This window comes from Mycobacterium sp. ITM-2016-00316 (assembly GCF_002968335.2).
GTDB lineage: Bacteria > Actinomycetota > Actinomycetes > Mycobacteriales > Mycobacteriaceae > Mycobacterium.
Map to the genome: position 1 here is coordinate 1,837,961 of NZ_CP134398.1, position 12,845 is coordinate 1,850,805.

A 12,845-nucleotide genomic window follows, 5' to 3' on the forward strand; every position below is an offset into this window, starting at 1 on the left:
CGACTCCGGCGGTGAATGCCATACAGGATTCACCGAATCCGACGATAGCTGGGCACACCGCCCGCTACGAGACACCTAGGAAGGCAATCATGACCGGGGACTCAACAAATGAGGCTCCGCCCGAGTGGCTGTGTACTGGAATATCCACCCAAGATGCACGGACGCTTATCGACAGGGGTGTGTCCGTGGCCATCGCACGCCAATGGTCAGACGCTGGCATCGGACCCGACGATGCCAGCGATCGCCTCCAGAAGGCAGTGTCACTAAAGGACGCAATCGAATTCGGCGAGCGAGGGATTGCGTCGGGCTACATAGCCCGGACAGCGAACGGACCGCACTTCTACCTGACTGAAGCAAGCGTCGGGTATATCAGGTGAGCGGAGAATCGGCCATGGCGAATGGCTTCACGGCGCTGTATGAGCAGCTCGGCATTGACCCAAAGAAGAAGGGCACGCAGTTCGAGCGCATTGTCAAGTTCTTCCTGGAGAACGACCCGTACTACGCGCACGAGTTAGTACGGGTCGATCTGTGGAAGGACTCCCCACACAAGTGGGGCACGAAGGATCTGGGCACCGACCTGATCGCCGTGCACCGCGACGGGGGGCTGTGGTCGATTCAGGCCAAAGCCTATGGCCCCAATTACAGAATCACGAAGAGGGACGTGGATTCATGGCTGAGTGACTCCAACCGCCCAGAGGTCACCTACCGGCTGCTGGTCGCGACGACCAACCGTATTGGGGGCAATGCGGAGTCCACGATCAAGGGACAGGCGATCAAGGTTGGCACCCGGCTTCGGACAGATCTGGAAGAGGCTGATGTCACATGGCCCAGCTCATTAGAGGATCTGCGGACCCCGAAGCCCAAACCCAAGGCGCCACTGCCGCATCAGGTCGAGGCGGTCACGGACGTGGTCAATGAATTCCAGGTGCATGATCGCGGCCAGCTGATCTCGGCAACCGGCACCGGCAAAACCCTCACGGCGTTGTTCATCAGCGAGAAGCTCGAGGCCCGTCGGGTGCTGGTCTTAGAGCCCTCGATCGCCTTGGTGGGACAGAACCTTGGTGCGTTCATGACCAATAAGACTGTGGACTTCACGCCCGTGGTGGTGGCATCGGAAGTCAGCGAAGGGGATGACGTCCGGGTGAGTGATCTGGGTTTGCCGGTGACCACCAATCCCGAGGTGATCGCGGCGGAGTTGCGGACGGGCGCCTCCGTCACGGTGTTTTCTACCCTGCACTCTTCACCGGAGATCGCCGCCGCGTTCCGGCTGGGCAACGTGCCGGAGTTCGATCTCGTCATTGTGGACGAGGCCCATCATCTGGCGCTGCAGGCGGATTCAAGATTCGCCACCGTTCTCGACGACAAGAAGATCCCAGCCAAGAAGCGGTTATTTATGACCGCTACACCGAAGACCTACGACCTCGAGAAGGTGCTGGAGCCTGCCCTGAAGGCCGGCGTTGAGCTGGCGTCGATGGACGATGTTGAGAAGTTCGGTCGGGTGTTTCACGAACTGAGCTTCGGCGAGGCGATCAAGCGCAGACTGCTTTCGGACTATCAGATCATTATCGTGGGCGTCACCAAGGACGACCCGGTGGTGCGCAAGGTCCTCCTCGACGAGACCAATCAGGGCCGGTTCATCACCCTCGACGGCGCCAACGTCAAGCCTGATGAGCCTCTCAACATGCGATCCGTGGGCGGGCAGATAGCCCTGATCAGGGCGATGCGTAAGCACGGATTACATCGCGTTGCCGCGTTTCATTCACTGGTAAAGCGCTCACGAGAGTGGGCTGACTCGCTCACGGAAGTCAATCACTGGATGCCTGCGGACCAGCGCATCGACAATCTGTCGGTTGCCCATCTTTCGTCGGCGAACTCAGCGTTTGAACGTCAGCAAGTATTAACGGCCCTTCGCAGCCCTGGCAAGGACACGTATGCGGTGGTGAGCAACGTTCGACTATTCGGCGAGGGTGTCGACGTGCCGAACCTGAATGCAGTCGCGATTATCGATCCCAAAGGGTCGGAGATCGACATTATCCAGACAGTAGGTCGGGTTCTGCGGCTTGACCGCAATGACCCCGACAAGATCGGCACAATCGTTCTGCCGGTGTTTGTCGACGCCACGGACGATGACCCCGTGAGCGCGATAGCAAACTCACTTTATGAGCCAATCCATCGGGTCCTCATGGTGCTGCGTAACGAGGATGAGAGGTTCGCTGAAGAGATCAACATGGTGAGGCTGAGACTCGGCGCACAGAGGGGTGGATACAAGAGGACAATTGGTCTGTCTCATGTGGCGGAGATCGACATTCCCGCCATCACCGAAGACATCCTGCAGGCGTTTGAGGCGCGTCTGGTGGAACGGCTGTACTCCTCCTTTTCGTTCTGGGTCGATTTGATCAAGGAGTACAAGCAGGAGTTCGGTAACACAAACATTCCCACTAGGGTCGACGGTGCGGTATTCCGTTACCGCGGCCACGCTCTGGGGAACGTGACCAATATTTTTCGCACCTGGGCCAAGAACGGCAAGCTCAGCGCGGAACGCATAGCGCAGTTGGACGCGTTGCAGTTTCAGTGGGCTCCTTTCGATGAACTCTGGGAGGAAGGGCTTCTCCGGGCTGTTGGCTTTCATAATGAGCACGGAATTATGCCTACATCAGGACCGGATGCCCGGTGGCTTCAATTGCAGCGGTCCGCCAAGAATCTCGAAGCCGATCGCAGGGAACGACTGGACAAGGAGTTGCCGGGGTGGGCGCTGTCCGCCCGTGATGTCAAATGGGATGCTAACCGCCAGGAGGCACTGAAATTTGCCATGGAGCACGGCCATGCAAACATCCCGCAGGACTACGCGGTGGGAGGCGTCAATGTCGGTTCGTGGGTTTCTACCCAGCGAATAAACAAGGACAGGCTTGGTTCCGAGCGCATCGCTTTGTTGGAGGAGATCCCCGGCTGGACTTGGGATGGGCAACTCGCCAAATGGATGGAGATGTTCGACAAGCTCAGTGTTTTCGAGAAGCAGCATGGGCACACCAGCATTCCCAGGGACTACCCGGATAAGAAGCTGATGTCCTGGGTCAAGGCCCAGCGCAAGAGGTGGCGAAATGGGGTCCTCGGCGAAGAAAGGATCAAGCTGCTGAACAGTCTTAACACCTGGGAGTGGCAGCCCAAGGGCCGCGGTCTCATTGCCACCTGATCAACGGCCCGAGTGCTCGACAGATTTGTAGGCCAGGAAAGTGTCAGTCCTTCGGCGAGAACTTTTGTCGCACAGAAACCGTCGCCGCGTCGATGGCTAGCGATAGTGTGGCTCGACAGCCCCGGATTGACGTGCGATGCACGGCCGGTGGCAGCGACTGTTGGTATAAGGAGAAGCGGGGGCGACGGAATGCGAGTGTTGGTTGGCAGACTGCCACAGTGCTCCTAGCGAACAATCCCATGATCTGCGCAGAAGGAGCACCGAGTGACGAGCACTGCCGAGGTGGGGACGTTTGCACGTGCGGCGGCGGTAGGTGTTGAGGCGGTCGGACGACACCTGATCGATTCCGGGTTGGCCAACGACGACTCACTGCTTACCCCCGGCCGGCCGGTCTGGACCGCTTCCAATCTCGACGAACTCGCTGCGGCGTACGTCGATAAGCCCGATGCCGGACCCGGCGGATTCTTCGAGAAGCTGGAGCATCAATTGGCGGATTCGTCCCCCGATGCTGTTCAGCTATTCGCCGAGCTGCTCATCATGAACATGCTGCCGATTCTCAACCTCGGCGGCGTCCTGAAGGTCAAGCAGGTGGAGAACGTTCTCAGCATGAGTAGTTCTCCGGTTACGCTGCCGGATGCCGTTAGAGCAGCGCTGCTCGGCGGTGGAGTGTTCAATGGTGGGCAAGCGTTCACAACCTATCGGTGGGCGCAGATCGTCTACCTAATTCAGTTCGCCCGCCATTTCAAGTCGCTGTCCGATCAACGTCGGGTCGACGCCGTCGCTGAGCCGTTGATCTTCCGGGAAGTAGTGAACGCGGTACCGACCGGTCAAGCGGCCCAACGGCAGTCGCTGCTTTACTTGGCATTTCCTCATTTCTACCTGCCGGTGGTGAACATCGACCACCGCACGGCGCTCCGCGACGGTCTCGCCGGAAGGTTCCTCGCCGCGCCATCAGGTGACCTTGATGTCGATATTGCGCAGATCTACGAAGCTCTCACTGAGGCTGAGGGCGGACACGTCGACCTCTACGCCAAACCTTGGATAGAGCGCTGGTTGAAGCCGCCTGCGCCTACCCTGCAACACGCGTGGAAGATTCACGGATCCAATGTCAAAGGGCAAGACATGGTGCCTATCTGGCGACGCAAGGAGTCGGTGTCGCTGGCCGCGAGCCTACTGCGGCCGATCGATGCCGATGTCACACGCGAGCAGCTGAAAGAGTTCGTCGAAACCGATTACAGCTCATCCGGTTACGCTGCACGCCAGGAGAAGGTTGACGAGTTCTCTGCCTTCCTCGAGCGGATGCGTCCCGGAGATCTGGTCGTCACAGTAAGCCATGGCGCTATCCACTTCGGCACGGTCGCCGGTCCCCCTGAGTTTGTCGTGAGCACTGACGGGCGATCCAACCTGCGCCGGCCAGTGAAGTGGTTCGACCATCCGTGCCCTTGGTCCGACGTCCCGGACGACGTTGCGGCACGTCTAAGCGCGCAGGGCGAGGTTCTCGAGCTGAGTCAGCATCTAGAGCTACTGACCGCGTTGGCGGAACGAAAGCCGCAGCGGAATCCGTCGTCAGGCGTCCATCTGCGAGATGCCACCAGCGAACTGGCAGGTCGTCTTCACGTCGGCATTAATTGGGTGCAGGACTGCATCGAGCTCTTACGCGAGCGTCGTCAGCTTGTGTTCTACGGACCACCGGGCACCGGAAAGACTTACATTGCGAGGGAACTCGCTAACTATCTAACCGACTCGTCGAACGTGAAGCTGGTTCAGTTCCATCCGGCCTACTCGTACGAAGACTTCTTCGAAGGCTTCCGGCCGAAGAGCGAAGCAGGCGGCCATATTACGTTTGAGCTGAAGCCCGGCCCGCTTAGATCTCTGGTCGACAAAGCTGCCGACAACCCCGAGGACGCCTACGTTCTGATCATCGACGAGATCAACCGCGGCAATCTACCGAAGATCTTCGGAGAACTCTACTTCCTGTTGGAGTACCGCGACCAGACAATCGACCTTATGTATTCTTCGGACAGCTCCGAGCCCTTCTCGCTGCCCAAGAATATCTTTGTGATCGGCACCATGAACACAGCCGACCGTTCTATTGCGCTTGTGGACGGCGCGCTACGTCGACGATTCGCGTTTCTGCCTCTGCACCCATCCGAGGAACCCACCCGTGGGATCCTCCGTAGTTGGTTGGTGGCCAACGGTCACACGAGCCGGCTGGCCGACATCCATGAGGAGCTTAACTCGCGCATCGCCGACTCCGACTTCAAAATCGGGCCCTCATACTTCATGCGAGGACGCCTCGCCCAGGACCACACGGGTAAGGCATTGGAGCTCATGTGGCGCACCGACATCCTGCCGTTGCTGGAGGAACACCATTTCGGCGACCACAATGTAGACGTTCCAGCCAAATACGGGCTGGACGTGCTGAGGAAGAGTATCGCTGCGAGATCGGCTGCGGCTCAACGTGATAGAGACGAATTGGACGACGATGCCGGCATCGCTGGTACTGACTGAGGGCGGTCCGCCCGAGACGGTCAGGCTGTCCGCTTCGGAGTATCGCGCATTTACTGACCTAGAACTCGCGGCGGTCACTCCGACGCTCGAAGATGGGCTCTTCGAGGTGGCTGCTGGCCGGAAGGTCGGCGCTGTCACCGTCGGTGGGCTCCAAGTCGTAATTCGACCGAAGATCACAGATCTGAACCGCCTGCTGTTCCTGCTCGGATACGCACAGAACCCGCAGATATGGCGTAATGACGCTGTGCAGCTCGAGGCGGCCGACGATCTCTTACCTGCGGTGGCTGAGTCATTTGCGCGCCTTGCTACCCGTGCTGTCGAACAAGGACTTCTGCAGGGATACCGGACGGTCACCGACACGCTGCCGGTACTGCGAGGTCGCATCTTGGCCAGTGAGCAGATGAGCCGGCTCTACGGGGTGCCCGTCCCAATCGCGGTTGAGTATGACGACTTCACGGTGGACATCGCCGAAAACCAAATTCTTGCGATGGCCACGCTGCGGCTGTTGACAATCGCGCGCATCAGTGAGCCCGCGCGCAGGCTGTTGCAACGACTTCGACGCGCACTGGCTGAAGTTTCGGTACCTGCGCGCGGCGCGCAGGTACCGCGGTGGCAGCCGAGTCGGTTGAACGTCCGCTACGAGTCCGCGCTCCGTCTGGCCGAGATCGTGTTGGCTGCTGAGTCTTTCGATCACCACCTTGGTCGTGTGACAGTGACGGGCTCTATGTTCGACATGTGGCGTATTTTCGAGGACTTCGTTTCCGTCGCGCTGCGCGAGTCTCTAGCAAGCCGGGGCTGGCACTGCGAAACACAGGCCGCACTGCATTTGGACGATGAACGGCAGGTTGACATGCGTCCTGACCTCCTATGCCGCCAACTCGGATCACCGACGGCAGTGGCCGATGCGAAATACAAAGCCGAACGCCCTGAAGGCTTTCCAAACGCTGACCTGTACCAAATGCTGGCATACTGCACCGTTCTGGGGCTTTCGGATGGACATCTCATTTACGCGAAGGGCAACGAGTCGGTCAGCGTGCACACAGTACGGAATGCTGGAGTGACAATCAGTTGCCACGCGCTGGACCTAGCCTTGGCGCCAACCGATCTACTGCGACAGGTTGACGACGTGGTGAGCGCGATGACCTCCATCCAGTCAACCGAACTCGTCTGATGGAGAGGCGACCACTGGAGAAGGGAACTAGTACCCGACTCGACACCGTGGACATGGCAGATGGCTTGGGATGGCAGATTGAGTCAACAGACCGAGCTGGCACCTTCATCAGAGGGACGGTCACCATCGAGGTCCACTATGCGGCCAACGATGTAGTCGAGAGAGCGGTCAAGCGTGGTGCGGACGGCGACGTCGACACTACCGGGGGTGGTGTGACCGCAAGAGTCGATCAGCTGCGGTCATGGCTCGCCTGCCAGGACGGCGTGCGAGAACTCGTCGAGGCGACCGTTTCAGGATCGCAGCTCTACTCGGAATTTTGGAGGCAGTTCCGTAGCCGAGTAGCTGCCGAGTATCCGGACTGGAGGGCGCGATCAGGCACGTCGAGAACCGCGCCAAATGCCACGCTACCGACTGGCGTGCCACGGACCTTTTTCTGTTCGGCCTTCAAACCTGGACCCCTGCGCCTGGAGCTGGCGTTCGGACACCTTGATCCTGCGGTTAACCTTGCCCGCTTTGAATCCTTGCGGGCGAAGAAGGGCCAGTTCGAGTTCGAGTTGGGGGAGAGTGTTGTGTGGGACGAGATGCCGGGCAAGAACGACACTCGCCTGTACGTGGTGTCGGCATTCACCAGCGTCGCCGATCGCGACCAGTGGCCGGCAATGATGGAGTGGCTCATCCAAAAGCATCTAGGGTTTCGACGAGCGATTCAAGCCGTCGGTGGTTTAGATGCTGATCGTTGAACAGAGTGTGCGCCGCTCCACAGCTGCGTACTCATCTTTCGCTCGAACCACGCGGTGTGAGGGTATGGACCAGACTTCAAGGAGGGTTGACCATTGGCAGTAGGAACAGGGTCCCGGTTAGATACCGTCGACATCGCCGATGGCTGTGGCTGGCAGGTCGAGTCGACTGACGACACTGATATTTTCAGCAAGGCTGCTGTCAGCGTGGAGATCCGCTATTCAGTGAACGATGGGATCGTGAGCGCGGTGAAACGCGGTCCGAACGACGAAGTCAACGCCCTCGCGGAGAGTGCTCTCGATAAGGTCGACCACGTGCGGTCTTGGCTAACTGGCCGGCAACTGGCAGCTGCCCAAACTGCCACCTACCCAGAGGCGTACTCCACCTACGAGTCCGGTGCTTGGACCCGCCAGCAGTTTATCGCCGCCGTGGAGGACCCAAGCGATCGATCGTTCCTACTGAGGTTTTTTGAGTTGGTGGATGCCAACGGCCAACTCCGGTCGCAGGGTACCCATTCCCGGCTTCACTATGGAAAGCGGCCCAGTGGCTACCTATTCGTGTACCCGTTCGGCCGACGGTTCCCACCATTCAAGCTTTCCATCAAGGACGGCAATCTCATGATCTCCGGTTGTTGGAAGGGAAATTTCAAGCATTCGGGGTCACACGGATTCGCCGAGATCGCATCGATGTTGGGCCAAGACGAGCGTGGTCCGGCCAGAGTAGTGCCGGTCAGAGGTCTCGATCCGGACGATGTGTGGGCCGTGGGGGACAGGGTTTCCCAAGCTGTCAATTGAAAAGCTCCGCGTACTCGACAAACGCATTCAATGTCCCGATTAACCGCATCTCCTCGACGTTGTGCGCCCGCGCATTCAGAAGTTCCTCAGTGCACACCAGGTACGCCAGGCATCGTGCGCGACTGATCGCCACGTTGAGCCGGTTGCGTGAGAACAGGAAGTCGGCCGTCCGTGTCATGTCGTCGCGACTGGAGGTGGTCATGCTGAAGAAGATCACTGCGGCCTCGCCGCCCTGAAACTTGTCCACGGTCCCGACCGGGACATGCGCAGTGAGCGGGTTGCTGTCAAGCCGCTCTCGGAGCAGGCGAACTTGATCGTTGTACGGCGCGACGACCATGAAATCACTTGTCGTCAAGGCCTTCTGCTCGCCCTCCATGTTCGTCCATTCAGTAACGACCAGCTCCTCGACCTGCGCGGCGATTATCTCGGCTTCTTCTGTCGAAGATGTCGTGCACCCTCTGTGCGTCGCTCGCAGCCAACGTAGTCCAGTCCCCGCCATCGTCGACTGCCGCGAACAGTCTGGATGGCTGCGCAGCCGACCCTCGTAGATCTGGTCGGAAATGAAGCGGCATACGTCGGGGTGCATCCTCCAAGTGGTCTGCAGAAACACTCCCCGGTCTGCCGGCATGGTGGCGTCGTCGCCAAGCAGGTGTTCGAGGACACTGCGTCCGGAGTTGCCGGGATGCGAGGCCTGGGCAACCTGCGGCAATTGCAGTGGATCGCCGAGCAGGATCAGGTTGCGGGACGCGCATGACGCGGCCAGCGCGTCCGCCAGCGCCATTTGGCCCGCTTCATCTATCAGAAGGACGTCGACCGGTGCCGCCTGCATGACATCGGAGGCGAACAACCATGTCGTCCCGGCAACAAGATTGAACTCAGGTCGCGCACATATTTTGTTGTCGGTTGCGTTGCGGATGCTGGGGATCGTCGCGGTCGTGCCCGTGGGCGGTTTGCGCACGGCATTCAGAAGGCTGAGATCGGCGTTGTCGCTGAACACATCGACGCACTTCTTGAGGACGTTGCTGATGGCGTGGTGGCTGGTGGCAGTCACTCCCACCCGTAATCCTGATCGGATGAGGGCGTGTATCAGATGGGCTGCACTGTAGGTCTTTCCAGCTCCCGGTGGGCCCTGGATGCCGCCGCAGCTGTTATCGAGTTGGGTGACCCATCGCGTCATGTCTGCGAGGTTGTCGGTGAACAGAGTACCGCCGGGTCGGTTGCCGTCGAGGAATAGGGGGAGGTCGCGACGAAGCAGCGCCGCTGTCACCGAGTCGGCACCGGCTGGCCACTGTGAAACAAAGGTCGACAGCCTGCCAGGTTTGGGCTTTGCCGCGATCCAGTCGTGCAGGACGGCCGAAGCGGGAATGAAGTCCGCTTTCTGCAAATCTTCATTCCACACGAGGTCGATGTAGCGTTCTTCCTCATTTAGATTGTTGATGCTCGGAAAATATGCCTGGTCGTCGGGCGCCTGCACAACCACGCTGCCGCCACTCTTGGGCATGCGCTCAAGATTCTGCTCGGGAAAGCGGAACCGCATGGCAGGAAGCAGCTGCTTGCCGCCTTTGCTGGTCCGTTCGATCCGTTCTACTAGCGTCATCGCGGTGATGGCTTCGGGATCGTCGAACAACTCCGTCGAATCCGACTGCACTGTTACTAGCTTCGGGGCAAGATACGCGCGCCACTCGCGGCGCCAGTAACCGAGGAGATCTCCAAGGAAATACTCGTGTGACTCAGGCGCAAAGGAATGCATGCGGACAATCTGCTCATCGAGTTCGGGAAGCGCTTCTTCCGGATCCAGATACGCTGCACGCCAATCGCGGTCGGCCGGCCGTTTAGCAAGCAGCCAATCTCTGAGTGCCATCGTGGCTCGGACGTCATCCTCGTTGTATCTGGCGATGCCATCGAGATCTGAGCTGAAGCCCGAAGTCATGAACCGCTCGTATTGCACGACAGCGCCGGCGCCCTTGTCGATATCGTGACTTCGTTGGTAACCGGTCAGCCGCTCCAGATGCTTGAGTCCGTAGCTTTCGACGCCAGCCTGAAAACTATTGAGCGCCACGACATACAGGTCTACGAATAATCCGGTGTCGACCATCTCGCGCAGCACCTCTTCACGCACACGGTGTTCTGTCGCCAGCCTTTCCAGCGAGGACCGCTCCGTGTGGTTGTAGTGATAGACGTGCATCGTTGGGTACGCCTCACGGCGAGCTGCCAGATAGTCGATAAGGGCGGAGACAGCTGCGGCCTCGCCTTCGAGATCGTGTGCCCACCAGCATCGGTAGTTCCACTTGTCCTGGCTATCGCATTCGATCAGACCGAAAAGGAAGAACAGTCCGGCATCGGAGCGCCAGAAGGGGTGACCTTCGAAGTCCAGAAACACGTCGCCTTCGCTAGGTTCGGGGAGTTTGTCCTATCCGCGGCCCCAGGTCTTGTCTGCGCCGATGTCGATTGCAGCGAACGGCGGCGGTGCATCGGCGTTGGCCTGTGTCTGTAGGAGCGCTTGCCCGGTCAGCCGACGCAGCCGTTCCTCACGTATTCCTGCTACTTCTCGTTTAAGAAGTGAGAGCTCGGTGAGTGTCGTTGTGCCCGAGTCCGCCAGCGCTGCGATCTCGGGCTTGCGGATACCAGCGACATAGTGCAAGGAATCTTCGGCTCGCCAAGTGCCTTCGCAGACCTCAGAGAACTCGCAGAAGTCGCAGTGCGCGCATGGAACGGCTTTGGTAGATGTCGCTGGACCTGCGTCGAGAGTTTCGGCCAGCCGCCCGCGCAGCCGACGCCAATATGCGCCGAAGTCGTTGACTTGCAGCGTTTCTACCTTGCCCGACCCGAGCCACAGGTGCATCTGGGCGGGTCGGGCGCCAGTTAGCGCCTCGATGGCATCGGCATAGAAACAGAGCTGCAGCACATGTCCTGGCTTTGCTTCTACTCGCGCCAGCTTCGCGTCGACCGGCTCGTACGAAATGGCACCTGTCTCGTCGTCGACGACGCGAATCAGAAAGTCGGCGATACCTCGGATGCCGTCGTGCACGAACGGCATCTGGTAGACGACGTCGTGTCCGTCTGCCAGCGGGTTGCCGACACGGCTTGCCCAACTCGCGAAGGACTCACCTTTTGGGCGGTCCTCCACCTCGTGGATCGACAAACCCTGTTGATCGTAGTGCTTTAGACAGTCCTGCTCATGCTTCAGGCCCTTGTCTGCCAACAGTCTTGCGAAGGAACCGAAGTGGACTTCAGGTTTGGGCAGGGAGCCGGCGTCGACTTGATGCCGCAACGCAAGATAGTGCTCGCAGTCCAGCCACGCGGTGATCTTCGACGGTGTGAGGAGCTGTTCGGGCATGTGGTCCTTTGAGTTCGTGTTCCCGGACTGGTAGCGCGCCAGCGTCACCCCAGAAAGGTGCGTGCGAACTGAGCTCTTGTCCCTTGGTAGAGGATCTGATTCTCCAAAAGCATTGGCCGAGCGAGAATATTGGGTAGGAAGCTGCAGAACGCCAATCCGTTGCCGTCCTTGGACAGAACATCGGGGCACCACGCGCCAAGCAGCGGCGCTGCGGTAGCGCCCCCTGCAGCCTCGGCCGCGTTGAGCCGATTCGCAAGATCAACGGATTCATCGGAACCGGGAGCAACGGGCAGCTGAGTTACCAGCAACGCACCCTGCCCGAACTGTGGGTGTGTCTGATCGGTGAAGGTTCGCACTAGCGCGGTTTCTAGAGCGGTGTCTGGAGCCTGCGGATTCTGGGTGAATGCCGGCCGAATGCCGGTGTAGGGAACCTCGACGACAATGCCGGTGGCGTCAGAGTTGCCGTACCATCCCATGGTCGCTGCAAACTGTGCCAACCCTTGCGAAAGCGGTCCTTCGAAGCGGGAGGGCTTGGCTCCTTCGGGTACGACGACCTGTTCTGGGACATTCAGCATGTCGTCCATTTCGGGTCGGAGACCACTCGTCGGATGGTTCGATGCAGCTGCCACGCCACCACATTCCCGCGCCAGGGCATGCGCCCGGGAGTGGGCCGCCGTGTTCTGCAGAACAGCGGCTGTCGCTAGGAGGTCGCCGAGCCAGCCGACGTTGTCCTCGTGCACGCCGATCGCACAACACTCATTGATCGTTGCTGCCTGCTCGTCCCACACCAGTGCGCTCAGTGTCGCCTGAAGGTTGACGACTCCCAGAGACCGCAACGGCTGGGCTGCAGGATCGACGTCCTTGACAACTTCGGTCCAGATCCGCAGGTTGCAGTAGCTCAGCCCCTGCGAACCCATGGGTGGGTCGACCTCAAAATGCTGGGCTAGGCGGTATCCCCACCAGGTGAAACCGCGTTCGCGCCGGGTTGCCCATCGATCATCGATCATCAACTTCTCGTGCAAGATCCCCAGCATTTGCAGTCCCGGATCCGACATCCATTCTCCCCATGCGTGGTCGTACTGTCCTTTCAGCAAATGGTCGCAT

General features: G+C 59.6%; 8 protein-coding genes. 5 read left to right on the forward strand and 3 right to left on the reverse strand.

Translation table 11 applies throughout. The features are described from left to right. Positions 1-373 precede the first annotated feature (373 nt). The 5 genes from C6A86_RS08775 (at position 374) to C6A86_RS08795 (ending at position 8,404) form a co-directional block, all read left to right on the forward strand. Positions 374-3,190: a DEAD/DEAH box helicase gene (locus C6A86_RS08775; RefSeq protein ID WP_142407087.1), complete on the forward strand. Its 2,817-nt coding sequence runs from the start codon at positions 374-376 to the stop codon at positions 3,188-3,190. A 264-nt stretch (positions 3,191-3,454) separates the two neighbouring features. After that, a complete protein-coding gene (locus tag C6A86_RS08780; RefSeq protein ID WP_105365956.1) occupies positions 3,455-5,701 on the forward strand; it encodes an AAA family ATPase in 2,247 nt (748 codons plus the stop codon). Then, entirely contained in the window at positions 5,676-6,872 is a 1,197-nt protein-coding gene (locus C6A86_RS08785) for an McrC family protein (protein ID WP_105365957.1), read from the forward strand. Before C6A86_RS08780 ends, C6A86_RS08785 begins: the two co-directional genes overlap by 26 nt. A 53-nt stretch (positions 6,873-6,925) precedes the next feature. Next, on the forward strand, positions 6,926-7,612 hold the full coding sequence (locus C6A86_RS08790; RefSeq protein WP_233213236.1) for a DUF4268 domain-containing protein: 687 nt from the start codon (positions 6,926-6,928) through the stop codon (positions 7,610-7,612). A 93-nt stretch (positions 7,613-7,705) separates the two neighbouring features. Next, positions 7,706-8,404 carry a hypothetical protein gene (locus C6A86_RS08795; protein ID WP_233213235.1) on the forward strand — a complete coding sequence of 233 codons (699 nt, stop codon included), beginning with the start codon at positions 7,706-7,708 and terminating at the stop codon, positions 8,402-8,404. On the opposite strand, the gene C6A86_RS08800 is transcribed toward C6A86_RS08795, so the two are convergent. The 3 genes from C6A86_RS08800 to C6A86_RS08815 are packed head-to-tail and all read right to left on the reverse strand — an operon-like array spanning position 8,397 to position 12,796. Then, on the reverse strand, positions 8,397-10,784 hold the full coding sequence (locus C6A86_RS08800) for a DEAD/DEAH box helicase (RefSeq protein ID WP_396834963.1): 2,388 nt from the start codon (positions 10,782-10,784) through the stop codon (positions 8,397-8,399). The two genes, C6A86_RS08795 and C6A86_RS08800, sit on opposite strands and share 8 nt — an antisense overlap. A 30-nt stretch (positions 10,785-10,814) precedes the next feature. Further along, positions 10,815-11,789: a PD-(D/E)XK nuclease family protein gene (locus tag C6A86_RS08810; RefSeq protein WP_105363130.1), complete on the reverse strand. Its 975-nt coding sequence runs from the start codon at positions 11,787-11,789 to the stop codon at positions 10,815-10,817. Beyond that, positions 11,786-12,796: a hypothetical protein gene (locus tag C6A86_RS08815; protein WP_142406966.1), complete on the reverse strand. Its 1,011-nt coding sequence runs from the start codon at positions 12,794-12,796 to the stop codon at positions 11,786-11,788. The genes C6A86_RS08810 and C6A86_RS08815 overlap by 4 nt, the downstream gene beginning before the upstream one ends. Positions 12,797-12,845: the final 49 nt, after the last annotated feature.